Annotated in this window: 21 protein-coding genes and 2 pseudogenes; 10 read left to right on the top strand and 13 right to left on the bottom strand. The window is 56.8% G+C overall.

Going from position 1 to position 22,815, the window contains the following annotated elements:
* Positions 1 to 35 precede the first annotated feature (35 nt).
* Genes ABRP64_RS10225 through ftsE form a run of 4 tightly spaced genes read right to left on the bottom strand, consistent with a single transcriptional unit; the run spans position 36 to position 2,539 of the window.
* Positions 36 to 401 carry a DUF488 domain-containing protein gene (locus ABRP64_RS10225; protein ID WP_284769982.1) on the bottom strand — a complete coding sequence of 122 codons (366 nt, stop codon included), beginning with the start codon at positions 399 to 401 and terminating at the stop codon, positions 36 to 38.
* A complete protein-coding gene (gene smpB, locus ABRP64_RS10220) occupies positions 394 to 897 on the bottom strand; it encodes an SsrA-binding protein SmpB (RefSeq protein ID WP_023016945.1) in 504 nt (167 codons plus the stop codon). Before smpB ends, ABRP64_RS10225 begins: the two co-directional genes overlap by 8 nt.
* 44 nt (positions 898 to 941) lie before the next feature.
* Positions 942 to 1,844, bottom strand: coding sequence for a permease-like cell division protein FtsX (gene ftsX, locus ABRP64_RS10215; protein ID WP_284769983.1), 903 nt, complete (start codon positions 1,842 to 1,844; stop codon positions 942 to 944).
* Complete coding sequence (gene ftsE / locus ABRP64_RS10210) at positions 1,841 to 2,539, bottom strand: cell division ATP-binding protein FtsE (RefSeq protein ID WP_023028469.1); 699 nt, start codon at positions 2,537 to 2,539, stop codon at positions 1,841 to 1,843. The genes ftsX and ftsE overlap by 4 nt, the downstream gene beginning before the upstream one ends.
* Positions 2,540 to 2,659: 120 nt before the next feature.
* On the opposite strand from ftsE, the gene ABRP64_RS10205 reads away from it, so the two are divergent.
* Positions 2,660 to 4,282: an AbgT family transporter gene (locus tag ABRP64_RS10205; protein WP_296090430.1), complete on the top strand. Its 1,623-nt coding sequence runs from the start codon at positions 2,660 to 2,662 to the stop codon at positions 4,280 to 4,282.
* 21 nt (positions 4,283 to 4,303) lie between these two features.
* Here the strand turns inward: ABRP64_RS10205 and prfB are convergent, their stop codons facing one another.
* Entirely contained in the window at positions 4,304 to 5,407 is a 1,104-nt protein-coding gene (gene prfB / locus ABRP64_RS10200; RefSeq protein WP_284769985.1) for a peptide chain release factor 2, read from the bottom strand.
* A 60-nt stretch (positions 5,408 to 5,467) separates the two neighbouring features.
* Between prfB and ABRP64_RS10195 the strand changes: the two genes are divergently transcribed.
* Positions 5,468 to 6,304 carry an inositol monophosphatase family protein gene (locus tag ABRP64_RS10195; RefSeq protein ID WP_284783631.1) on the top strand — a complete coding sequence of 279 codons (837 nt, stop codon included), beginning with the start codon at positions 5,468 to 5,470 and terminating at the stop codon, positions 6,302 to 6,304.
* Positions 6,297 to 7,079 (top strand): histidinol-phosphatase, encoded by a 783-nt coding sequence (gene hisN, locus ABRP64_RS10190; RefSeq protein ID WP_023025791.1) that lies wholly within the window; start codon positions 6,297 to 6,299, stop codon positions 7,077 to 7,079. The genes ABRP64_RS10195 and hisN overlap by 8 nt, the downstream gene beginning before the upstream one ends.
* Here hisN and ABRP64_RS10185 read toward each other — a convergent pair.
* The 4 genes from ABRP64_RS10185 to ABRP64_RS10170 form a co-directional block, all read right to left on the bottom strand.
* The gene (locus tag ABRP64_RS10185) at positions 7,076 to 7,336 is read right to left on the bottom strand and encodes a hypothetical protein (RefSeq protein ID WP_023016941.1); all 261 of its coding nucleotides are present in this window, start codon (positions 7,334 to 7,336) and stop codon (positions 7,076 to 7,078) included. The genes hisN and ABRP64_RS10185 overlap by 4 nt on opposite strands.
* The gene (gene feoB / locus ABRP64_RS10180; protein ID WP_349866352.1) at positions 7,333 to 9,270 is read right to left on the bottom strand and encodes a ferrous iron transport protein B; all 1,938 of its coding nucleotides are present in this window, start codon (positions 9,268 to 9,270) and stop codon (positions 7,333 to 7,335) included. Before feoB ends, ABRP64_RS10185 begins: the two co-directional genes overlap by 4 nt.
* 3 nt (positions 9,271 to 9,273) lie before the next feature.
* Entirely contained in the window at positions 9,274 to 9,558 is a 285-nt protein-coding gene (locus ABRP64_RS10175; protein ID WP_284783634.1) for a FeoA family protein, read from the bottom strand.
* A gap of 236 nt (positions 9,559 to 9,794) precedes the next feature.
* Positions 9,795 to 10,886: a S1 family peptidase gene (locus ABRP64_RS10170; protein ID WP_349866350.1), complete on the bottom strand. Its 1,092-nt coding sequence runs from the start codon at positions 10,884 to 10,886 to the stop codon at positions 9,795 to 9,797.
* A gap of 210 nt (positions 10,887 to 11,096) precedes the next feature.
* Here ABRP64_RS10170 and ABRP64_RS10165 point away from each other — a divergent pair.
* Positions 11,097 to 11,354 (top strand): annotated as a pseudogene (locus ABRP64_RS10165) (DUF1990 family protein); the annotation flags it as partial.
* A gap of 53 nt (positions 11,355 to 11,407) precedes the next feature.
* Complete coding sequence (locus tag ABRP64_RS10160; protein ID WP_349866349.1) at positions 11,408 to 11,536, top strand: hypothetical protein; 129 nt, start codon at positions 11,408 to 11,410, stop codon at positions 11,534 to 11,536.
* A gap of 63 nt (positions 11,537 to 11,599) precedes the next feature.
* Here the strand turns inward: ABRP64_RS10160 and ABRP64_RS10155 are convergent, their stop codons facing one another.
* Positions 11,600 to 12,208: a kinesin gene (locus ABRP64_RS10155; protein ID WP_349866347.1), complete on the bottom strand. Its 609-nt coding sequence runs from the start codon at positions 12,206 to 12,208 to the stop codon at positions 11,600 to 11,602.
* Between the two features lie 317 nt (positions 12,209 to 12,525).
* On the opposite strand from ABRP64_RS10155, the gene ABRP64_RS10150 reads away from it, so the two are divergent.
* Positions 12,526 to 12,969, top strand: coding sequence for a MarR family winged helix-turn-helix transcriptional regulator (locus tag ABRP64_RS10150; protein WP_349866345.1), 444 nt, complete (start codon positions 12,526 to 12,528; stop codon positions 12,967 to 12,969).
* Positions 12,970 to 13,055: 86 nt separating this feature from the next.
* Positions 13,056 to 14,417 (top strand): DHA2 family efflux MFS transporter permease subunit, encoded by a 1,362-nt coding sequence (locus tag ABRP64_RS10145; RefSeq protein ID WP_349866343.1) that lies wholly within the window; start codon positions 13,056 to 13,058, stop codon positions 14,415 to 14,417.
* A 40-nt stretch (positions 14,418 to 14,457) separates the two neighbouring features.
* Here the strand turns inward: ABRP64_RS10145 and ABRP64_RS10140 are convergent, their stop codons facing one another.
* Both ABRP64_RS10140 and ABRP64_RS10135 read right to left on the bottom strand, forming a co-directional pair.
* Positions 14,458 to 16,257: a siderophore-interacting protein gene (locus ABRP64_RS10140; protein ID WP_349866341.1), complete on the bottom strand. Its 1,800-nt coding sequence runs from the start codon at positions 16,255 to 16,257 to the stop codon at positions 14,458 to 14,460.
* Positions 16,258 to 16,662: 405 nt separating this feature from the next.
* The gene (locus tag ABRP64_RS10135; RefSeq protein ID WP_349866339.1) at positions 16,663 to 17,520 is read right to left on the bottom strand and encodes an ABC transporter substrate-binding protein; all 858 of its coding nucleotides are present in this window, start codon (positions 17,518 to 17,520) and stop codon (positions 16,663 to 16,665) included.
* Between the two features lie 524 nt (positions 17,521 to 18,044).
* Between ABRP64_RS10135 and ABRP64_RS10130 the strand changes: the two are divergent.
* The 3 genes and pseudogenes from ABRP64_RS10130 to ABRP64_RS10120 all read left to right on the top strand — a co-directional run bounded on the left by ABRP64_RS10130 (position 18,045) and on the right by ABRP64_RS10120 (position 21,177).
* Positions 18,045 to 19,277 (top strand): annotated as a pseudogene (locus ABRP64_RS10130) (FecCD family ABC transporter permease).
* The gene (locus ABRP64_RS10125; RefSeq protein WP_296087862.1) at positions 19,274 to 20,365 is read left to right on the top strand and encodes a FecCD family ABC transporter permease; all 1,092 of its coding nucleotides are present in this window, start codon (positions 19,274 to 19,276) and stop codon (positions 20,363 to 20,365) included. Before ABRP64_RS10130 ends, ABRP64_RS10125 begins: the two are co-directional and overlap by 4 nt.
* Positions 20,365 to 21,177 (top strand): ABC transporter ATP-binding protein, encoded by an 813-nt coding sequence (locus ABRP64_RS10120; RefSeq protein WP_296087859.1) that lies wholly within the window; start codon positions 20,365 to 20,367, stop codon positions 21,175 to 21,177. Before ABRP64_RS10125 ends, ABRP64_RS10120 begins: the two co-directional genes overlap by 1 nt.
* Positions 21,178 to 21,333: 156 nt before the next feature.
* Here the strand turns inward: ABRP64_RS10120 and ABRP64_RS10115 are convergent, their stop codons facing one another.
* On the bottom strand, positions 21,334 to 22,164 hold the full coding sequence (locus tag ABRP64_RS10115; RefSeq protein ID WP_296087856.1) for a GDSL-type esterase/lipase family protein: 831 nt from the start codon (positions 22,162 to 22,164) through the stop codon (positions 21,334 to 21,336).
* Between the last annotated feature and the right edge of the window lie 651 nt (positions 22,165 to 22,815).

The raw sequence follows: 22,815 nt of genomic DNA, 5'->3' as shown, positions 1-22,815 counted from the left end.
TCCCTACGGTTGTTCCAACACTACCGCAGACGCTTCTATTTCTCCAAGTGCTCTTCCAGCCACTCTTTTAAGACCACCGCGTGGTTAATCTTGCGGTCGGCGGCGCCAAAGAGCAGCGTCAGGTCCCCCTCTTTTGCCAAGGAGAGCAACTGGGTGAGCTCTTCGGATTCGCGATCATCGAGCTCGGCGCGGTAGCGGCGCGAAAACTCCTCGAAGGAATCCGCGTCATGGCTCCACCACTTGCGCAGCTCGGGGCTGGGGGCCACGTCCTTGAACCACTCGTCATAGTCCAGGTCCGCCTTGGCGATGCCCCGCGGCCACAGGCGGTCTACCAAAACGCCCGTCCCGGAAATGGAGTCTTCACCCTTGACAGCATCGTGAACCTTTACCGTTTTAAGCATTAATCCCCTTCACGCGGCGGCCGAGCTCGCGGGTGATTTCGCGGTTCTGGTCGCGCCGCTTGATGTCTTCGCGCTTGTCATAATCCTGCTTACCTTGCGCGAGCGCCAGCGACAACTTCGCGTACCCATTTTTGAGGTACACCTTGAGCGGCACCAGGGTTTTATTGCCATTGCGCACCTGCCCGTAAAGCTTGTCGATCTCCCGGCGGTGCAGCAAGAGCTTGCGGGTGCGCCGCGGGCTGTGGTTGGTCCAGGACCCCATCGAATACTCCGGAATGTGTAAATTCCGCAGGTACACCTCGCCATTATCAATGGTGGCGAAGGCATCATTGAGCGAGATTTTGCCCTCCCGGAGGGATTTGATCTCCGTGCCGAGCAGGACGATGCCACACTCGAATTCTTCGAGGATCTTATAGTCGTGCCGGGCCCGGCGGTTGGTTGCAAGCGTAGCGTCCCCGGAAGCCGCCTTCTTATTCTTCTTGCCCTTTTTAGCCATAATTGCCTCAGTGTACTGCTCGTTTACCACACCCGGCAAACGGCTTAGCGGCGGACATAAGAACGCAGGGTAATCTGCGCGGTGGCAGCGGTAACCGCCAAAGCGAGCAGCCCCACCAGCGGCAGTGCAATCCACAGATCGCTGGACTTCATCGGTGCCAGCAACTGCGATTCATACAGGCCCTGTAGCGCAGGATCGATCACTTGGGATTTCGCCACGAGCAGCCCAGCGCCGCCAAGAACCACACCGATAAGGGAGGCGAGCACGGCTTCTACCACGAATGGCGCCTGCGTCATCCAGCGCGAGGCGCCCACCATGCGCATGATTTCGGTCTCACGGGTGCGGTGGAAGGCGGCGATTTGCACCATATTGGCCACCAAGAAGATAGCTGCAATGGACATCACGATGGCCACGATGAAGGTGGCGGCGCGGATGGAATCGAGGTTGCTTGCCGCTTCACGCACCTCCTCTTGCTGATCCACGACCTCTTCTACCGCCGGGTTATCCCGCACGGCATCGATGGCGGAGGCTTCCTCCGGGTCAACGAGGCGCACGTGCAACGCTGCGGGAAGCGCATCCGGCGAGGTTTGTTCCACCATCACCGGGTCGGTGTCCTGGAATAGCTCGCGGAAGCGCTCGTAGGAGGCCTCCCGGTTGCGAAATTCCACGGACTCTACAGAACTATCGGATTCCAGCTGTTCCTTTAAATCCGCGCAGGCAGGAGTGGTGCAGTTTGGATCCGTGGCGGAAATATCCTCGTTGAGCTGCACCATAACCTCCACTCGGTCCAAGTAGATTTCCTTCGTATCCTTGGTGAGGTTGGTGACCATAATGCCGGCAACCACGGCGCCGACAGAAATGGCCGTGGTAATGATCATCGCGATGGTCATCGTCAGGTTGCGACCCAAGCCCTTGCTGGCCTCGCGGAAGATGAATCCTAGCTTCATGCCTGCTCCTCCTGCGCCGAATAGGCGGCGTTGTGTTCATCGCGAACGAGCGTGCCATCGCGCAATTCCAGCACGCGCCTCTTCGCCTTATCCACGGCGCGGGAATTGTGCGTAGACATCACGACGGTGGTGCCACGTTTGTTGATGCGCAGCAGCAAGTCCATGATCCCGTCGGCGGTGGCGGGATCGAGGTTGCCCGTGGGTTCATCGGCAAGCAGCAGCTTCGGGCGATTAACCAAGGCGCGTGCGATGGCCACGCGCTGCTGCTCACCGCCGGAAAGCTCGTGTGGCATCGCGTGATGACGGTTTTCTAGGCCCACCATCTCCAGTACCTGCGGCACCGCGGTGGAGATGCGGTGCTTGCTCTTGCCGATGACCTCCAGGGCAAACGCCACATTCTGGTACACGTTCAGCTTGGGCAGCAGCCGAAAATCCTGGAATACGTAACCAATGGATTGGCGCAGGGCGTTGATATCCTTGCCGCTTAGCTCGTTGACGTGAAAATCGCCGAAGTAAATATCGCCTGAGGTCACATTGCTATAGCGCACCATGAGCTCTAGAAAGGTGGACTTTCCGGACCCTGAAGGGCCGATGAGGAAGGCAAACTCACCGTCCGCAATCTCAAAAGACACCCCATCGAGCGCGGGGCGGGACTGGGCGGAATACACCTTAGTCACGTTATTGAAAGTAATCACCCCGCCACTGTAGCAACCAAAGTTGACAGCAACCTGTGAACGCTATTTAGTAGTGTAGTCTAGAACACAAAATCTGGTGCGCAATGATGCCCGACCCGATCGACAGAAAGTGCCGATACTATGGCCGAGACTAAAACCAAAGAAAAACCGGAGAAAGCTAGCGGCTTTTTAGGCACCGTAGAAAAGATCGGCAATAAACTCCCCGATCCTTTCTGGCTCTTCGTCATCCTCGCGATAATCGTCGCCATTACCTCTTGGATTGGCCATCTGATTGGCATGAGCGCCGAGGATCCCAAATCCGGCGATACCATCGAGGTTGAATCCCTCCTGACCACCGAAAATATCTCGCGCATGGTCACGGATGCGGTGGAAAATTTCACGAGCTTCCCACCATTGGGCGTCATCCTTGCCGTGATGCTGGGTGTGGCCGTCGCCGAGCAGTCTGGGCTCTTGTCCGCGCTCGTGCGCGCCATGGTGACCAAGGTCAGCCCAAAGTTCCTTACCTTCATCGTCGCGCTGGCCGGCGTGACTGGTTCCGTGGCTTCGGATGCCATTTATGTCATCCTCATCCCGCTGGGCGCGATGGCCTTCCACTCGGTGGGCCGCTCCCCCATCGTGGGTGCCATGGTGGCCTTTGCAGCGTCCTCGGCAGGCTTCAACGCCTCGCTGATCCTCAACATCACTGACCTCCTGCTGGCCGGTATTTCCACTCCTGCCGCACAGTTTGTGGATGAGGCTTATGAAGTCAGCCCGCTGGCCAATATCTTCTTTGTCATCCCATCCGCCATCGTGCTGTCCCTTATCATCACCGCCGTTACGGAATGGTTCATGGTGAAAAAGGCCCGCGATCTGGTCAACCACGACAAGATTAATTACGAGGAAGTCTCCTTCTCCCAGGCCGCCGGTGCCGATAACGACGCAGACGAGGACGGCGAGGAAAGCGACGTTGATTTCGAGGAAGAAGAAGAGCTGCGGGTAAAGCCGGAGGAGCAAAAGGGCTTGGCCGCCTCTGGTATCGCGTTACTTATCTTCCTCGCGGGATTCTTCGCCCTGCTCTTCATCCCGGGCTCCCCGCTCGCTAGCCAAGAAGATAGCTTCATGGAATCGCCGCTGATTAGCGCGATTGCGGTTCCCATTGCCCTGGCCTTTTTGGTCTGCGGCATCGTCTACGGCATCTACGCCGGCACGCTAAAGTCCGCCTCGGACGTGCCAGATTTCATGGCTAAAGGCATTAAGACCTTGGTTCCCATGCTGGTGCTCTTTTTCGCCGTCGCCCAGTTCTTGGCGTGGTTCCAGTGGTCCAACCTCGGTGTCTGGACCGCGATTAAGGGCTCTGAGCTGCTGCAGGCTTGGTCGCTGCCGCCCATCTTGATGTTCGCCGCGCTCGTGGCCATGGTGGCAGTTCTCAACCTGTTCATTACCTCAGGTTCCGCGCAGTGGGCACTGATGGCGCCGGTGATCGTCCCGATGATGATGTACGTGGGCATCTCCCCGGAGGTTTCCCAGATGCTCTTCCGTATCGGTGACTCGCCGACAAATATCATCACCCCGATGTCGCCGTACTTCGCCTTGGCACTGACCTTCCTGCAGCGCTACTACAAGCCGGCGGGCGTTGGCACGCTGATGTCACTGGCGCTGCCGTATTCCATCGCCATGATTGTTGGCTGGTTCATCTTCTTTATCGTGTGGTACCTGCTGGGTATCCCGCTCGGGCCGGGCGCCCCGATGCACTACCCGGCTTAAGCCTGCAGAGCGCGGTTGAGTTTAATCCTCGCCGCGCTCTTGTTGTATCCGCCACCGGATGCCGGCTTCCAAGAAACCATCGATGTCCCCATCGAGCACCTTGGAGGGATCGCCCATTTCAAAATTGGTGCGCAGGTCTTTGACCATTTGGTACGGGTGCAAAACATAAGAGCGCATCTGGTTGCCCCAGGAGGCATTGCCGCCGGCGCCGAGCGCATCGAGCTCCGCCCGCTCCTCCTGGCGCTTGCGTTCCAGAAGCTTTGCCTGCAAAACCCGCATGGCAGAAGCCTTGTTTTGGATCTGCGACTTCTCGTTCTGGCAGGTGACCACGATGCCGGTGGGGATATGGGTCAGGCGCACCGCGGAATCGGTGGTATTGACTGACTGTCCACCGGGGCCAGAGGAACGGTACACATCCACGCGCACCTCGTTATCTGGCACGTCGATGTGGTCCGTTTGCTCCACCACGGGAAGGACCTCAACCTCTGCAAAGGAGGTTTGGCGCCGGCCCTGGTTATCAAAGGGCGAAAGGCGCACGAGGCGGTGCGCGCCCTGTTCCACGGAAAGTTGGCCGTACATGTATTCCCCATGCACTACAAAGGTGGCGGATTTAATGCCCGCTTCTTCGGCATAGGAAATATCGTAAATATCCACCTTATGGTCGTGCTTTCCAGCCCAGCGGGTGTACATGCGCATGAGCATCTCCGCCCAATCGGCAGCGTCTACCCCGCCGGCGCCGGAGCGAATATTGATCACGGCCTCGCGCGGGTCATATTCCCCGGAGAGCATGGTGGTTACCTCGAGGGATTCGATGGCGCTTTCCAGCTCAGCGAGGTCTTCATCGGCAACGGAGACGGTGCCTTCTTCCTCCGCGAGCTCGTACATCACCGGCATATCATCTAAGCGCCCGCGCAAAGACTCCAGTTTGCGGACCTTTGCTAGCGCGCTTGATAGCTCAGAGGTGACCTTCTGTGCGTGCTCGGGGTCATCCCACAGCGAGGGATCCCCAGCTTGGGCTTCTAATTCCCGAATGCGCGCAGCCAAGGCTTCCGGATCCATGACCTTTTCAATAGTGGTCAGGGTGGTGTCCAATTGCTTGAGCCGTGTGATTACTTCGGGACGCATAGGGCCCAATCTTACCCACCTACCCCACAGAATTAGCCATTGGTGGGATTTAGGGTGACAATGGTGTGCATGGATCAAAAGCCAAGCTTGCAGGAGATGATCGATGCGGTCATCAAAACGTTTATTGTCGCGCATGCAGACGATGGGGATGCCCATTTGGCGCAGGCGCTTGTGTATAACGCCGGACGCTTGGCTTGGCGCTTGCGCGAGATGGGCGTCTCGGTTGAGCAGAAAACCTCTATTTCTGATGTGGTCACGGATGCTGACCGCGCCGCCGAGCGCTTCGTCGCCGGCGTGCTAGAGGCCGTGCGCCCCGAGGACGGCTTGGTGGGGGAAGAAGGCACCGCCCGCGAGTCCCAGTCCGGGCGCAATTGGGTCATCGATCCGGTCGATGGCACCTATAATTTCACCTCCGGCTCCGATTATTGGTGCTCAGCGCTCGCGCTTACCGATGCCTCCGGGGTCGCCCTCGGCGCCGTCCACCGCCCCGCCATGGGCTATACCTGGTTTGGCGGGCGCGACTACCCCACCTCGCTGGATGGCAAGGACGTCGCCAAGCTGGCAGATAAGCCCGCGGAGGAGATCTCGCTCTCGTCCTACCTGCACCCCACGTCGCTCGCGGATCCAGAAATTCGTGCTGCATGGCAGCGGGTAACCGAAAACTTTGCTACAGTCCGTATGCTTGGTGCCGGTTCGGTGGACTTGGCCTCCGTGGCAGAAGGTACGTGGGGCGCTTGGATGCAGCACTCGATAGCAGATTGGGATTGGTTCCCCGGCAAGGCTCTCATTGAGGCCGCCGGTGGTGCGGCCCGCAAGATAGAAGCCGGTGGCGTCGAGTGGTGCTTGGCCGGAAATAAACAAGTAGTTCAACAAATGGAGGAATGGCTCCGTGGGTAAATTCAAAGAAGACTTAGGTCTCGCGCTCGAGTTAGCCGGTCACGCCGATGTGGTCACGATGCACCGTTTCGAAGCCACCGACCTTTCCGTGAAGGAAAAGCCGGACCTGACCCCGGTGTCGGATGCGGATCTGAACTGCGAGAAGCACATCCGCGATTCGCTGAAGCGCTCCCGCCCGCGCGATGAGGTTTTAGGCGAAGAATTCGGCGGCCAGGCCTGCTACGAAGGCCGCCAGTGGGTCATCGATCCCATCGATGGCACAAAGAACTTCGTGCGCGGCGTGCCGGTATGGGCCACGCTTATTTCCCTGCTCGAGGACGGCGAACCGGTCGTCTCCGTGGTCTCCGCCCCTGCCCTGCGCCGGCGCTGGTATGCGGCTAAGGGCGCCGGTGCCTACCGTGTCTTTGGCGGCGAGCCAAAGCGCCTGCACGTCTCCCAGATCGAAAAACTTGGGGATGCTTCCCTAGCCATGAGCTCGTTGACCGGCTGGTCCGAGCGAGGGTTGCGCGATAAATTCCTCAACCTCACGGATAAGACGTGGCGCCTGCGCGGCTACGGCGATTTCTGGTCCTACTGCCTCGTGGCAGAAGGCGCCGTCGATATCGCCACCGAGCCGGAGGTCTCCCTCTGGGATCTCGCCGCCCCTTCCCTGCTGGTGACCGAGGCAGGCGGCACGTTTACGGATCTTTCCGGCAATCCTGGCCCGCACGGCGGATCAGCCATTGCCTCCAATGGCCGCCTGCACAAGGCCGCTTTGCAGATGCTGCAGGATTAAGGGCGGGCCGAAAGCTTCAATAGGACCGGTTCACGGCGCCCGCCCTCGGCGCCGGAGCAGCCGTCACTGTGCGAGCAGCTTCCGCAACCGCCCGTGGGGCACGAGGACAGCGATTCGCGCACGAGCTGCGCGCTGTGCTCCAAATGTGCGAGGATTACTTCCACCGTCCCCTGCCCTAATCCCGTCGCGCGGGCGATATCCGCGGGGGTGGAGTGACCGCCGCGGATCGCTTCTTTTACCTTGTCTGTAGGGCTCATAGGAATAACCTCAGCACCTGGAAGACGCCGACTGCCAAGACCCAAGCCGTGACGAGCTGCAGTACAAAGCCGATGAGCGTCCACTTCCAGCCGATTTCGCGCCGCTGCGCGGCCACCGTAGCCACGCACGGGGTATAGGCCAAGAGAAAGACCATATACGCCCACACCGCGGCCAGCCCGTGCCCACCGGAGGCGGCATCGAAATCGCTGCGGATGTGATCGGCCAGCGAAGACTCGGCCTGCTCCTCAGGATCAGCATCCGTGACGTCATCGACGGCGTAGGTCTGCGCCCAGGTGGAAATCAGCGTTTCCTTCGCCACGAAGCCGGTAACCAGCGGGCCGGTCAGGGACCATGAATCGAAGCCTGCCGGCGCGAAGGCCGGGGATATCGCCTTTGAAACCGCGCCATACGCCGAGTCCTCCGGCGGGACGGCTTCCTCGTCAAAGGAATGCCCACCGGTAACTGGGATGGACATGAGCAGCCAAATGACCACCACCGTGGCCACGATGATGCCGCCTGCGGTGTGAAGAAATCCCTTCAAGCGCACCCACATAACCGAGACCGATAGTTTGAGCGTGGGCAGCTGATACGAAGGAAGGTCAATTACGAGCGCCTCGGACGGCATGGCGCGCCAGACCGTTTTCCGCAGCGTCAGGCCCACGGCAACCACCAAGGCGATGGATAAGACGTACATGCCAAAGACGGCCGATCCGGCGTGATCGGGGAAGAAGACCTGCGCCAGCATCATAAAGACGATGAGCCGCGCCGAGCACGAAGTAAACGGGATGAGCAGGCAGGTAAGGATGCGGTGGCGGACATCGCCAAGCACGCGCGTGGCCGAAATCGCTGGCACGTTGCAGCCATAGCCCACCACGATGGGGATAAAGGCCTTGCCGGGCAGGCCAATCGAGCGCATCACCCTATCGGTGACCACCGCCGCGCGGGCCATGTAGCCGGAATCCTCCAGCACGGCCAGGCACAGAAACATCAGCGCCAGCAGCGGGGCGAAGGTCAGCACCATGCCGACGCCGCCAATGAGGCCATCAACAAGCAAGCCCGAAATAAGCCAGTGATCCAGACCAATGGCTTCGAGCCCGGCGCGGGCCGCATCTGAAACCGGACCGGTGACAAGGGCTTCGAGGCCATCTTGCATGGGCCCTGCCACCGTGGTGGTGATGAAAAAGACCGCCCACATCACTGCGAGGAAGAACAGCGGGCCCACCACCGGGTGGAGCACCACGCGGTCCACGCGCTGAGTGAGGGTCTCGCCTACCTCCACGCGGTAGACCGCGGCCTTTTCGGCGGCATCGAGATCCGCAAAGCGCTGATCCAGGCCGGAATCCTGGCGGATGATGGTTGGCTCGGCGCGCATGGCCTGTGCCACGGTAGTTTCCAGCCCGTCGAGGTTGCGCCGGCGGCGGCCATTGACGCTGACCACTGGCATGCCGGTAACGCGGGAGAGCGCATCAGTATCGATGCTAATGCCCTGCTGCTCGGCCATATCCTCCTTGGTCACGCCGATGACCACGCGGTAGGGCTCGGCGGCGATTTGCAGCGCCAGATTGAGCCCACGGGCTGGGGCCGTTGCATCCACGAGGACCACGACGACATCGGGGCGCTCGTCTACCGGGCAGTCAATGAGCATCTGCTTGGTAAAGGCCTCATCCGGGCTCATGGGCTCAAGTGAATAGGCACCGGGCAGGTCGATGATGTCGAAGGCCTCTGGCTGCGCGTTCCAGAGCCCGCGGCTGACCTCGACGGAGGTGCCCGGCCAGTTGCCAGTCTGGACCTTCGCGCCGGTCAAGGCGTTAAAGAGGGTGGATTTTCCGGAGTTGGGCGCGCCCACCAGTGCCAGGACTGGCGTGCCTTCCGCCGCTATCCGCATACTAGAGGTACTGTGGCAGCTTGCTGGGGCCGTGGAGTTATGTGCCATGGCTTATGCCTCCAGCGGAATGACTTCGAGTTGGCGCAGCGTGTGCGCATCCACCGCGTAGCGGGCCGTGCCCACGGTGACCACGCGCGCACCGCCGGCGACGGTGCGGCCAATCTGCACGCGGGTGCCTGGGCGAAAGCCCAGCTCGCGCAGCCGTACGGCCAGTGCTGGTTGGGTCTCTATCGCGTTGTGCAGGCAATCAGCGGACAGTTCCACCACGGCATCGGCGGGTGCCTGATCCGCGCGCATGGGACCGGTTTCTGGTGGGGTGGAATGGGTTTGGTGCATGGGGAAACCTCGGTTCAAACTTAGCTATGGAAGTACTAGCCACAGCAGATATTGACTATCCCTAAGCGGGTAATAGGTAAGTCTCACCTTAGTTTATGGCGATTACGCAGGCAAGACTACCCTGCGCTTCCCCCACTTTGGCGGGACGCATGCGCGTTATATGCCCATAGAAATTGCGCATGAAAAAGCGCCCCGTGCGGCTCTCAAGGCTGAACGGGGCGCTGTCTGCTTCGCGCTTATGCTTCGGGCAGGGTAAACCCTGCGCCAACGCCACCGCGGCGGTTCATATCCGCCAACATGGTGTCCATGTTGGTAGCGGCGGTGGGGTTGTGAACCGCACCTTGCAGCGGGGTGCGACACGGGAAGTTCACCGGCAGGAAGCCGCCGGAGATGGAACCGACGAGGCGGTCACCGGCGAGCAATGGTGCACCGGAATCGCCCATCATGGCACAGACCTGGTTGACATGGATGCTTTGTGCCTGCTGATAGGTCATACCGCAGGTCTTGCCGGTGGCAACACCCTGCTTGCACACGGTCTCACCCGGGTTTACGGTCCCGCCCAGGGAGTTAACGGTAACCCCGTTGTAGGTGCGGGTGACCTCTGCGTTAGAGCCGAATTCGATAACCGAATAATCTAGCTCGTCGTTCTTGGACACGATGGTGCCCGTCGGGCCAATGTGATCGGAATCGGCCGAAATAATGGCATCGCCCTCATTGCCGCAGTGCCCCGCGGTCAGCCCCACCTTGCGGCCAGCATCGTCATGACCGGCAACGCTCAAGGTGCACATGGTGTCACCATTGATGTAGATGGGAGTTCCAGGGCCATAGAGGGACTTGCCTTGGTTCATGGCAACATCGGATTCCTCAGGAATGCGCGGGGCATCGAACAAGGACCCCGGCACGCGGTGCAGAACAAAATCTGCATCGGGCTTGCCTGCGGCTACCTTGGAAAATCCATCATTTTTCCACTGGTAGTTGGGATTATTACCCAGTGGCTTTTGCTCTACCTGGGTGGCTTGTTCCAGCAGCCCGAACGGGTTCGGGTTCGTGGCTGGCTCCGCATACTGAGCCCCCTGCTGGACCTTATTCGCCACCGTATCGTGCGCGTTCTGCACCGCAGAATCTACGGTATCGGTGACCTGCTTATCCACCTCAGGGGTCTCAATGCCAAAGTCCGCGAGGCCATCACGCACTTGGTTGATTAACCCTGCCGAGTCAATATCCGGTTGGGGCAATTCTTGGGCGCCTGCTGCAGGGGAACCCAAGAAAAACGCACCAGCGAAAGCCGAGCCCACCAGGACTTTCTTTAGGTGCGGAATGCGAAGCATCAAAGTACCTTCTTTCAGTTGTCAAGATCGTGCTAGCTAAATCCTGACATGAATCTCGTGTGAAAGCAGCTCAGTCCTGTGACTGTTTCCAAGCCGTTACCGTTCTTTCAGGTTTCGGGGGTGATCACACTATTAATCCGTACCCAAAAACTTTTCGATGCCCTATTCTTCACCCCATGAGCTCCCCACAGATTAGCGCTGAGACTTAAGATGCCAGAGCCGCTTTCTTATTCCGATACCGCCGGATTCCCGCAGCTGCACATGAGCAGGGTCATCGACGCGGATTTCGATACCGCAGCCCACCGGCTCTTTCGTTGGGGCATCCAGCGCAGCGGCCTTTTCCGTGTGCACCCCACCCACCCAGTCGTACAAGAAGGCGCCGAGGTCACCATGGGCCTTGGCCCGTTTGATTTCCGCTGCCGCGTGGTCGAGACCTTCGCCGACGATGGCCGCTGCGGCTTTACCTACGGCACCTTGCCCGGTCACCTCGAGCGCGGTGAGGAAACCTTTACCTGGAGCGCTTGCGCGATGGGCGGACGCTGCTGCTTATCGATGCCGCCTCCGAGCCCTCCCTGCCCTTCTTGCGCCCGCTTGTCGATATCCCCCGCCGCATCCTTATCCGCCGGTTCTACCTGCACGCGCTGGACTAGCGCGGCAGCACAAAGGCCGCCGCCCCTCCCCCTACGGGAAAGCAGCGGCCCAGACGTAGTTAACTACTTGCGCTTCTCGTCGAGGTTATCGCGAGCCTCGCGCACAACGTCTTTCACGCGGTTAAAGAATCCGCCCTTCTTGCCGGATCCGTCATGGTATTCCTGCGCCTTGTCTTCCACGAAGTCCTTAGCGCGGTTGATGGCTTCTTCAACGACATTGCCGGCCTCGGTGACCTTGTCCTTCAAGTCATCGAAGTCATCGCGTTCATCATCTGCCACATCCTCTTGCGGCTGCTCTGGTGCGGTGCCGATGTGTTCTTCTTCGGCCTCGCCCACGACGTGCTCTGAGGGCTCATAGTCCGCGTTGTCCTCATCCAGCTGTTCCTGCAGATCCGGTTGCTCGGACGCGGCGGCGACGTGTTCTTCCTCAGCACCAGTAACGACGTGGTTCTTCGGCTCGTAATCACTCTGGGTCACGGAATCGTTCTGCTCATCCGCGTTCGCCGCTGCAGCGGCACCGGCAGCAGCAGCTCCCGCGGCACCGGCTCCCGCTGCAGCAACCTTGCCGGATTCAATCTTGTTGCCCTCGGCATCAGTCGATGCCAGGTAAGTAAACTTCTCGCGGTCCACGTCTACTTCGTGGCCAAGGGCGCGTGCATTTTCTTTAGCCATTGCTTTGTACTCCTTAACTAGATCTATTCTTTCCTATCCTAGCGTTCCAGAAAGTTAAGGTGCGTGCACGGGGAACCGGAATTCGAAACCGGAAGGCTCTTTTGCGCGATTTAAGTGCCCATCCCAGCAGATAGAGGTATGGCTGAGCGTCAGGCTGTCCAAAACAACCGCGTTTCGCCAAAAATCGGGCCGAAAAATGGACAAACGCGGTTGTTTTAAACGCTTTCCGCTCTTTACCGCAACCATCTCGCCAAAATTAGCGTGCAATAGGCACGCGTGCACTAGACACGCGTGTACTCTGCATGTATTCTGCTGGCATGGACACTCCAAGCAAACAAGTCGCCGACGCACTGGGACTCCTTTCCCAGCGCAGCCTCCGCCGACGCATGTACGCCCACCTCACCCAGGGGCTCGGTGAAGAAATCAATGAATCTACGTATTTGGTACTCAGCGGCCTAGACCGCTGTGGTCCCTCCACCCCAAAAGAGCTCGCCACCGTTATCGGCTTAGACCGCTCGGTGGTATCCCGCCACGCCTCGGTCTTAGAAAAAGCCGGGCTCATCACGCGCGCTACCGATCCCCGCGACGCGCGGTGGATACAACTGTCGCTAACCCCACTGGGCCAAGACAACGTCGCCGTAATGCGCTCACGCCTGACCCAAAAATTGGAAGAATTCCTCGCCCGCTGGCCGGAGCCCGCGCAACAACAATTCGCGGAAATGCTCACCGCCCTCACCCACGACGGACCATTCACCCCTTAACCCACACACCTCCATCACTATCTCCATCATGACCACACCTCACCACGCCATGTGCGCACGCGCACACACTCCGAAGGGAACCCCTCATGCAGGAAGAAGAAAAACTCGATCCCCAGACTAGGCGGGTCGTCATCGCCCTAGTCTTCGGCTCAATTTTGCCGCTGCTAGATATCAGCATCGTCAACGTCGCTATTCATTCCATTGGCAAGGCTTTCAACGCACCGATAGTTCTCGCCCAATGGGTCATCACCGGCTACGGGTTGGCCTCTACTATGGCCATTCCACTCAGCGGCTGGGCAACGCGCCGCTTCGGCGCCAAAAATCTCTGGATTACCGCGCTGGCAGTCTTCACCGTCGCTTCAATCCTGTGCGCGGTCTCTACACATATAGACATGCTTATCGCCTTCCGCATCCTGCAGGGATTCGCGGCGGGCTTCTCGGTGGCGGTGATGCAGACGCTCATTGTCACTAATGCCGGGAAGGACCAGGCCACACGCGCTATCACCGCAATCGGGCTACCGGCGGTTATCGCACCCGCTATTGCCCCACTACTGGGCGGGCTGCTTGTCGATGCCATCGGCTGGCGCGCCATCTTCCTCATCAACGTTCCCATCGGCATCACCGCGATTGCCCTTGCCGTGCACTATCTAGAACGAACCCCAGCAGACCCTACAGCCCAGCTTGACCGCACGGGATACCTCTTGCTCGCCCCCGGTTTGCTCACGGCGGTCTATGGCTTTACCACCATCGGGCACATGAGCTCCTGGGCAAGCGGAATTCTCCTCATCGCCAGCGCGGGGCTGATTGGATATTTTGTGCTACATGCGCTCCGGGCGCCTTCGCCGCTTATCGATGTCCGCTTATTTACCCACGCTTCCTTTTCCTCAGCGTGGGCAACACTGGCCATTGCAAGCACCGTGTTTTATGGCGGACTGTTTCTCATTCCGTTGCACTACCAGAGCAACTACGCCTACACCGCACTGCATGCGGGACTTCTGCTGGCCCTACAAAGCGTGGGCGCCTATTTCAGCCGCTCGGCATCGAAAAAATTCATCGCCCGATGGGGTACGCGGAAGACTGTCTACGTGTGCATTGTCGCCACTATTATCGGAACGCTACCTTTCGCTTTTCCCACCGGCCAGGCGGCAGGCTGGCTCATCCTTCAAGGCTGCGGGCTATTCGTGCGCGGCGGCGGCATCGGAGCCCTTACGGTGCTCACGATGTCCGCGACCTACCACGGCTTAACCAAAGATGAAGTCGTCCATGCCAGCGCTGCAGGCCGCATAGCGACCCAACTTGGCAGCGCACTCGGTGTGTCAGTCTGCACGGTGCTGATGACCCTTACCCACGGGGTCGGCTGGACGACCTTCGCCTACTTCACCGTGTTCACCACACTTATGGCTGTAACGGCCACCCGGCTCCCGCGTGGAACCGTAGTCCGGAAATAAATGGTGAAGCTCGAGGCGTTTGTCCCACCGAGGCTCCTCTTTAGGAATTCGGTTCTGCCTCCAGGACGAAAAGGTGTTTACCCCAGCCAACAGCCGTGGCAGAAGAAATTAGAGCGCCGCTATCAGCGACAACAGCGCTGACATCTTCTTGTGTCGGCACCTTCGTGCCGAACATGGAAAGCCTCACCAAGTCCTCTTCATAGGAATGCTCATCGCCCCCGGTTTCCTCCAGAACCTCGGAAAGGATATAAGCCCGATGGAACGCATCCCCGTGAGTGGCGCGGTCTAACTGGGCAGTCACCTCTGCGTTGCCAAAGACACTCCAGGGATCAATGAAGACTACATCAGTTGCCCACGCATAGTCCGCATCAGTGGGATTAAAGCCAGTTCCATCGCCACTCGTTCCGCACCGTTCACGAGAAGCTCCTGCGATTTCCCGTAGCACTGCTTCCGAGGAAGCATCGGTGATAACCCTGCTCTGAGCATGCTCACATCGCCGGAGAATTTCATCTGCATATACTGCACTGCCCTGCCCAACGATAAGGACGCGAGCCCTTTCATCGAGATAATGCTGCAGTTCCTTTGCCGCGGAAGGAGCAGTCCACCCAGCGCTCACATTCTTTTGCTCAAAGCGTTCGGCTGCCAGTTGCGGGTCCTGGCCAAGATATTCTGACCACGGCAATCCCCTCTCGCCTTGCGGTGCCGACTCTCCGGTACGAAGGCTGTGTTCAAGGCGCATCAGTGCCATCGCCTCAAGATGCGCAGGCCCGCTTAGCCAACGCACCACCTTTGAATCCGGGTCCGCCAGTTCCAGTCCCATTGCGGTCAAGGTGAAGGTGGACTCGCTGACTTCGACGAGTTCAAGAGCAGCTAGGTAGCGGATAAACCTCCGCAACGCCTCCTCGTGAAGTTCTGTCGCAGCAGCAAGGGCAGGAACTGTTTTGGCACCCGCATCGATCTCTTGAAAGAGCCCTAAACGTACGGCAGTGCGAAGCGCAAAGGCTGAATTCAACTCAGCCAAATCATGGATATTGTGCAAAACACTATTGCTGCTACTCGATGCGCTTTCTTTAGCGTCGCTCTGGCTGGTACGCCGCCAGTAGCCTGTGATTTCCCTATGCTCAGGGGAAATTCCGGAGGCCTTAAACAAACGCCGCAGCGGTTTCAGCCGGGAGGCCTCCCCCGCCGCCCATGCGTATGCTTCGCCACCTGGCAATGCCGACTGAGAAGTCCCCTCAAAAAGCGCACGCGACTTTTCTACGAAGTCCTCGCCTCGGTCACGTATGGCCCAGTGGATCTGTACCGAATCGGGAATGTCTAGGTCTTGAATATCAGCGCTCGTCGGAACCTCTATCACCGCAACCACATCATGCCCTGTCGGAAGTGATTCCAGGCAGCGGCCGATGGCTGGCAGCGCGGTCTCGTCTCCCGCCAAGAAAAGCCAATCGGTATGCGTGGGTAACTGCGCACACGACTTTGGACCTGCCACAAAAATAGCGTCACCGATCCGGACATTCTGTGACCAGTTTTCAGCCAAGCCCACGCCATGGCGAGCGAAATCAATTGCTAACCGCCCGTTAACAGTGTCAAAGTAGCGAACCGTGTATGTGCGGAAGAGATTTTTAACAGTTTCTGGCCACAGGAGGTTGCCATCGTTTTGGGCGATTGGGTGCGGCCGCTCCCCCGTTTCCGGATCCGGGAAGATGAGCCGAACGTCGTCGTCAAAACCATGGCTTATCAGCGAAGGAACGGAAATACCATCGCGATCGTGGTCTCGGAGTTGCTCCCCGCTGAGCGTAATTCGCCGCATGGCTGGCGATATATCTTCAATATCTTCCACGTATAATTCCCGGTAAGAAATTGGATAAATTTCCCTGCTCCGGCTGTTCCTTGGCATTTTGAGACCATTCCCCTCTCGGTTTTGATGGCTTTTAATTCACTTTGTTCGATGGCCTAAATTTTCTTATTAAGTTGTTACTAACGCTTTGAACACCTTTCCCAACACCAAGCATTTTCCAGCTCACCTAGAGACCTTTTAACGCGGCCATCGTGCTGCGCCGATGGGTGAATATGCGGAAAGCCTGACGTCGGTTTTCGTTGCCGGAAAGGCAAGAACGGACGCACCACTGCCTTGGATACAGTCTTTTAGAGAGAACGCCTTCCGATAAATCGAAAGGCGTTGACGACTACCTGCTGCAACGATCTGAGCCCCATCTAGCAGGCGTCGGAGTTGAGCAAACCTTGACTACTTTCCAACCTTTTCCAGCGTCGGCATCGTCTTGTCCAGGACCCAAGCTCGGCTCAGGCTCGTTGGGGTGTTGAGTCCAGCGACGACCGCCTCATCACCAGCGAGAGTCGCACCGGATTTCACCTGCGGCAAATCTTTGTATCCCGGAGTATTTTCAACTTCTTCGATTGAGCCGGTGCGGTTATAAATGACCATAAAATCAGCGGCCAGGTAAGACACGTTTTCCGGAGAAAGCGTGACGCGGCCTTTATCAACTGGGACCGATCCGTCAGTCAGCTTATCCGGAAACTTCATACCCAGGTCGTAGATGAAGGATGCACCCGGATCCTCGGGGTCTGCAACGGCACCAAAGGATCCCTGGGCGAATTGAGAAACAATGCCGGTTTTACCAGAGAGGTTTGGCAGTTTTTCCTTCACGTCAGCGAAACGCTCCTGATCCTCATCAATGGCTTTCTTCGCTTCGGATTCCTTATTAAAGATCTTGCCCAAAGCTTCTAGCTGTGCTTCCCAGCCAATCCCCTCCCCTTTATTGGAGATGCCGCCGAGGGTCGGTGCGATGGCTGACAATTCTTTGTAATTATCTTCAGATATTGTCCAATAGTCACCAACGATGAAGTCAGGTTCGATTGCCGCAATTTGTTCTTGTGGCAGAGTTTTGAAATCTGCCTGATCGATCACCTTGACACCATCGAGCTTCCCCTCGCGCCAGGGTGAGTTCTTGTCTTTTGCATTCTGCACGACGGCTGCTGGTTTAATTCCAAGTTCCAGCAGGTTATCAACAGCCGGCCCCACGGCAACCACGTTCTGCGGATTGACCGGATACGTATCCGTGCCGCGTGCGTGCTCAATGGTCACGTCCTCTGCAACTTCGGAGGTTGTTGCCGCTTCATCGGTTGAATCGTTCGACGAGCATCCTGACAAAACCAATCCGGCACAGATTGCGGCTGCGATAGTTGACCGCGCTCTCCTCTTTACTGACATCCTTTTTCCTTAAAGTCGGTTTCCTGAAGTTGTCCTCAACGTCTTCCACTGGATTTCCCAAAGACCCACAGGCAACTTTTAGGTTAGGTTAGCTTTACCTACACCACATTGCAATAGTGCTCCGCTGCAAATCGGCACAAAATTCCATTAACCAGCCTTGCCTAGACGGAAAATCACCCCCGGAGAGATTGAACTTCTTTCCCATCTGCAATCCAAGGACAAAAGCTCTTCTACGACCACTTCTCCATTCCTAAAATGCCCGGCATTCAATACATCAATAAGATTAGGGTTGACTAACCTAACTTACAGCACATATATTTGTGCCGCACCTACACTTCGCAGGTTGTTAATGACGTTCAACTGCGAAAATTCAGTCGCTAGCTCAGCGTGGGACACAAATGGGAACAAGTGTTTTCTTTGAGGAAATGGGAGGACTTCAACAGCACGCCAATCGCCTGAAACTATCGCCTCTTCGTTTTATGGACCTGACTCCTAGACAAGCCGGTCCGGTTCTAAATAACACAGGTCTCACCGCACAGAACAGGATTTTCCTACTGCCCACTATGGATATTCATTCCAGTTTCAGCATTAACTGCACCCAACTGCCTCGAAGCCGCACCTATTCGCGACGCGTTGCGGGACTCATACTGTGTTTGGTGCTGCTCGTCCTCGGAGTTTGTTTGAGTATCGCTGTCGGAGCTAGAAGTATTCCGCTAACCGATGTCATATCTGCTCTCAGAGAAGTTCCTTCGCACCGTGCAACTGCTCTAAACTTTGAACAGCGCGTACTCTTCGAGCTCCGTGTGCCGAGGACCTTGATCGCAATCGTAGTGGGCGCTTCTCTCGGAGTAGCTGGCGCTTTAATTCAAGGCCACACCCGAAACCCGCTCGCCGATCCAGGCATTCTTGGGGTCAACGCTGGTGCCGCCTTAGCAGTAGTTTCCACTTTCGCAGTCTTTGGATCGATCAGTATGTTTGCAACAACTGTGGCTGCCTTCTTGGGCGCGGTAAGTGCAACCATCATTGTCTTCGGCCTGGGACGCATCAATGGAGGCAATGCTAGTCCGCTCACTCTTACACTTAGTGGCGCAGCCTTGTCTGCCGTGTTGAATTCGATCACTACAGGCCTCATTCTGGCAGAAGAAGCCAACCTGGACCGTATGCGTTTTTGGACCGTAGGTTCGGTAGCGGGTCGAGGTCTAGATGTCTTTTGGGGAGTACTTCCATTCGCAGTCTTGGGCATCGTCTTAGCCTTTGCTTCAGCCCCAGCTCTAAACTGACTTAACCTAGGAGACGATGTAGCTCAATGTCTCGGTGTTCGAACCGATCGGGCTCGCCTCTTCGGTATGGTCCTAATCTCTTTGCTTGCGGGGGCTGCGACCGCTATGGCAGGACCAGTTGGGTTCATTGGCTTGATAGTGCCGCATTTGGTTCGTGCCATCACAGGTCCTGACTATCGGTGGATTTTGCCGTATTCCGCCCTATTAGGTGCCACGTTGATGGTACTTGCTGATGTCATTGGCCGAATCATCGCACGTCCAGGCGAGTTACCGGTAGGAATCGTCGTCGCTTTTATCGGCGCCCCTTTATTCTTCGTGCTCGTCTTCCACCGGAAGGGGGTAGCGCTATGAGTAGTGACCGCAATTCCGTCCCCGGCCGCCCTGCCTTCCGCATTGGCACAAAACTATTAGAACTCTCAGTTGTTTGGCGCCCGTGGCAATTATCTACCACTTTCATTCTGGCTATACTGGCTCTACTTCTTGTGCCTTTTTCTATCATGCTGGGAGATTATCCGATCTCTTTCGGCCGAATACTGGAAGTTATTGTCAGCGGCCAAGGCACTCGACTGGAGAAACTAGTAGTCTTCGAATGGCGAATGCCGCGTGCTCTCACTGCGCTTACAGTAGGTTGTGCTCTTGGTCTCGCTGGAGCTTTAACACAATCGGTAACCAGAAATCCGCTCGCCAGTCCTGACATTTTAGGCATAACCGCCGGCGCCTCAGCAATGGCGGTTACGGTTATCGTCTTCGGCTCGGGTACCGGCATCATAGGCTGGTTGGCCGGCATCGGAGTCCCATTGGCCGCTTTCATCGGAGCAGTCAGTACAAGCGTCGTCGTGTGGATTCTTTCCTGGAAAGGAGCCGCAAACCCATTCAGGCTCGTGCTCTCGGGCATAATCATTACCTCGCTGTTGTCTGGTTACATCAGCTTTGCCATGATTCGTGCCCAGTTGCACGATGCCTCCATCGCTCAATTTTGGCTGACTGGCTCACTTGAACGAGCAAATTGGACGACTACTTTTCCAGTAGCTATTGCAATAATAATGTCTGCGCCATTGCTCGGATGGGTTAGTTACCAACTACTGCCTACGGCGCTCGGCCCAGACATGGCACAGGCACTCGGTTCTCGTGTCAATGCGGTGCAATTCTCTGTACTCATACTCGCCGTAGCATTAACTGCCGTTGCGGTCTCCGCAGCAGGCCCCATTGGCTTTGTAGCCTTTGTCGCTCCCCAATTAGCACTTCGTGTCTGCCGTACCGCAACACCACCGCTGCTAGCCTCCGCCTTTACTGGAGCGATTCTTTTACTCGGTGCAGACGTCGTCATTCATGCTCTGTTGGGGATCGAGCTTCCTGTTGGAATCGTTACTTCGATAATTGGGGGCCTGTTTTTACTCTATTTACTCGTTCAGCAAAATCGGAAGGTTCAATCAGCTTAATGTCTGACCCATTAATCACTTCGCGCACAGCAATTACGGCATCAAACCTCACTGTGGGATACGCGCGCAATACTCCGATCCTTGAAAATATTGATGTAGAGCTACCGAAAGGCAAAGTTACTACGATTGTTGGTCCCAACGGGTGCGGAAAATCGACCCTCTTACGCAGCCTCGCAAGGCTGTTGCCCATAGAAAGTGGCACCGTATTGTTAGGTGAGCGCAATATCAGTGAGCTTCGTCGAAAGGATGTGGCTACAAAAATTAGTGTGTTGCCACAGGCCCCCATTGCGCCAGAGGGTTTACTTGTATCCGATCTTGTCGCTCGCGGGCGCCATCCACATCAATCATGGCTGCGCCAGTGGTCAGCATCCGATGAGCAGGAAGTTTATTCCGCGCTCACCCAAACCGGCTCCCTTCAATTCGCCGAACGCTCCATTAATGAGCTTTCCGGTGGCCAACGCCAACGAGTGTGGATTTCCATGGTTCTAGCTCAAGACACACAGATTATGTTCCTCGACGAGCCCACAACATACTTAGATTTGGCGACGTCCATCGAAATTCTCGAGCTCATTCGTTCACTGCGAACAAGACTGGGGCGCAGCATCGTTATGGTTTTACATGACCTCAACTTGGCTATTCGATATAGCGACCATTTGATTGCAATGAACCAAGGAAAAATTCTTGCAACTGGGGCTCCCAAGGAGATCATTTCTCCTCAATTACTTCTCACCGCATTCAATTTAAAAGCCTTGGTTATTGAAGATCCAATTACAGGGGGCCCGCTCGTTGTCCCTTCCGGCGCTAATGCTTAGCTACGCCACAGCCTTCGCACGCCTAAAACTAGCGGCGGGAATAGATGGAAAATATAAAAAGACCTTCACCCGTGCTCTCCACTGGTGAAGGTCTGAAAATTGGAGGCAGGAACAGTGTTGGAAACCACTGCCTCCAATTAAAGGAGCTTCGAATACTTATACGTGAGCCAAAAGAGTGTTAGCCATGTACTCGGAGCCTGCATCCGACGGATGAATACTCATGTTGTAGTTCGGTGTCGTGGTATCAATCAAGCCAGCGACCCAACGCTCGGCATCTGGAGCACACGTATCATGGCCGCGAGCGCCATCAATCATGTCAACGTAGGTTGCCCCAATTGAATTAGCTGCCTCAATTTGGTTATCACGGTTCCAATTTTCGACATCCCGCAGGATTGGGACGTAAATACCGCCCGGGCGGTTCGGGATCACATTGACCGCGCAGAGCGTTGCGTGTTCACGATCCACGGTAGGCAGTGCGCCCGATACAACGATCTTTGCTCCCGGTGCTGCGCGGTGAATCTTATCGCCAGCTTCCCGCAAACGGTTCACATAGTTGTCGTGGACGTTTTTCGGGACATCCGGAGAGCTCTTCAACACATCGAAGTTAAATGGACCGTAGTCATTCATTCCTACAGCGATGACGACGGTGGAGTCATTGCGGATGTCGCCATTGTCAATAGCCCGGTCCAAGCGTTGATTCATGGTATTGGACGTCTGAGCGGTGCAGGACCAATCAGCCAGTGGTCGATTCGTCTTTGCGGCAAGCTTCCGCGGCCAGTTATTAGGCGCCTGAAGGCACCCCTCGCGTTGGGGGTAGTTATCGGTTGCGCCAGGAACCCCACGGAAGGTATTTCGGACTTGGTCAGGGTTAGCGGAGTAGGAGTCACCGAGAGTGACGAGATTACCGGACGGTGCTGCTGACGCGACACCGGAGAGACCAGTAGCGAGCATGACTGCTCCGCAAGCTGCAGCAATGTATTTGCTCACAAGGCGCATATTTGCGTTCCCTTTCAATCAAAAATGAGTGTCTTTTCTAGCCGTCCGATAGATAACTCCTCGTATTGAAAGTGTCATTGACATCGATATACACAATTTATATATAGCACCCATCGGCGACCATGTTTACGGCTATAACTATAGCGAACCCGCCCAGCGGATGCATATTTTCACACTTTTATCTCAATCCATTAGTATTTTCACTCGCACTTCTCGCGAAAGTCCAGAATAAATAATTTATTTTCGATATAAGTGCGATCTATCACTAATGGAGACTGCAATATCGAAACTTGGAAGTTTCTGGCAGGAATTTACCCCACTTTGGTTCTCATTTTAATTCCTAAATCCAGCCGCGAGATCCAAATCATATGCATCGGCCCCACATGTACCTGTACCCCGCCGAAACGGCTGATGCAGTTTCGGTAGCTTCTGAGGAATCCGCAGACCCGCCCTCGGTCCCCCAGCCTTCTCTGGCAACGGTTTCCCAACCGAATACTCACACTCCATTGGAATCAGAAAAGTACCCGTTAAATGACAAAAGGTGCCCAGCCGACGACACGCCAACGGTTGCGTCCACTAGTGTGGTGTATCTGTAACTGACGGTGGGCCCCTTATGAATGAGGCTGGCGACCACCGTAGTAC

This window comes from Corynebacterium sp. KPL4015, from assembly GCF_040225725.1.
Lineage (GTDB): Bacteria > Actinomycetota > Actinomycetes > Mycobacteriales > Mycobacteriaceae > Corynebacterium > Corynebacterium rhinophilum.
This window is presented reverse-complemented; position numbering and strand designations above follow the sequence as displayed.

Coding starts and splice junctions, on each gene's coding strand:
- ftsX (WP_284769983.1), bottom strand. CDS start 1,844: ATGAAGCTAGGATTCATCTTCCGCGAGGCCAGCAAGGGCTTGGGTCGC.
- ABRP64_RS10195 (WP_284783631.1), top strand. CDS start 5,468: ATGGTGTGCATGGATCAAAAGCCAAGCTTGCAGGAGATGATCGATGCG.
- ABRP64_RS10205 (WP_296090430.1), top strand. CDS start 2,660: ATGGCCGAGACTAAAACCAAAGAAAAACCGGAGAAAGCTAGCGGCTTT.
- ABRP64_RS10125 (WP_296087862.1), top strand. CDS start 19,274: ATGAGTAGTGACCGCAATTCCGTCCCCGGCCGCCCTGCCTTCCGCATT.
- ABRP64_RS10225 (WP_284769982.1), bottom strand. CDS start 401: ATGCTTAAAACGGTAAAGGTTCACGATGCTGTCAAGGGTGAAGACTCC.
- ABRP64_RS10175 (WP_284783634.1), bottom strand. CDS start 9,558: ATGCACCAAACCCATTCCACCCCACCAGAAACCGGTCCCATGCGCGCG.
- smpB (WP_023016945.1), bottom strand. CDS start 897: ATGGCTAAAAAGGGCAAGAAGAATAAGAAGGCGGCTTCCGGGGACGCT.
- ABRP64_RS10145 (WP_349866343.1), top strand. CDS start 13,056: ATGCAGGAAGAAGAAAAACTCGATCCCCAGACTAGGCGGGTCGTCATC.
- ABRP64_RS10170 (WP_349866350.1), bottom strand. CDS start 10,886: ATGCTTCGCATTCCGCACCTAAAGAAAGTCCTGGTGGGCTCGGCTTTC.
- ABRP64_RS10185 (WP_023016941.1), bottom strand. CDS start 7,336: ATGAGCCCTACAGACAAGGTAAAAGAAGCGATCCGCGGCGGTCACTCC.
- ABRP64_RS10155 (WP_349866347.1), bottom strand. CDS start 12,208: ATGGCTAAAGAAAATGCACGCGCCCTTGGCCACGAAGTAGACGTGGAC.
- feoB (WP_349866352.1), bottom strand. CDS start 9,270: ATGGCACATAACTCCACGGCCCCAGCAAGCTGCCACAGTACCTCTAGT.
- prfB (WP_284769985.1), bottom strand. CDS start 5,407: ATGCGTCCCGAAGTAATCACACGGCTCAAGCAATTGGACACCACCCTG.
- ABRP64_RS10150 (WP_349866345.1), top strand. CDS start 12,526: ATGGACACTCCAAGCAAACAAGTCGCCGACGCACTGGGACTCCTTTCC.
- ABRP64_RS10120 (WP_296087859.1), top strand. CDS start 20,365: ATGTCTGACCCATTAATCACTTCGCGCACAGCAATTACGGCATCAAAC.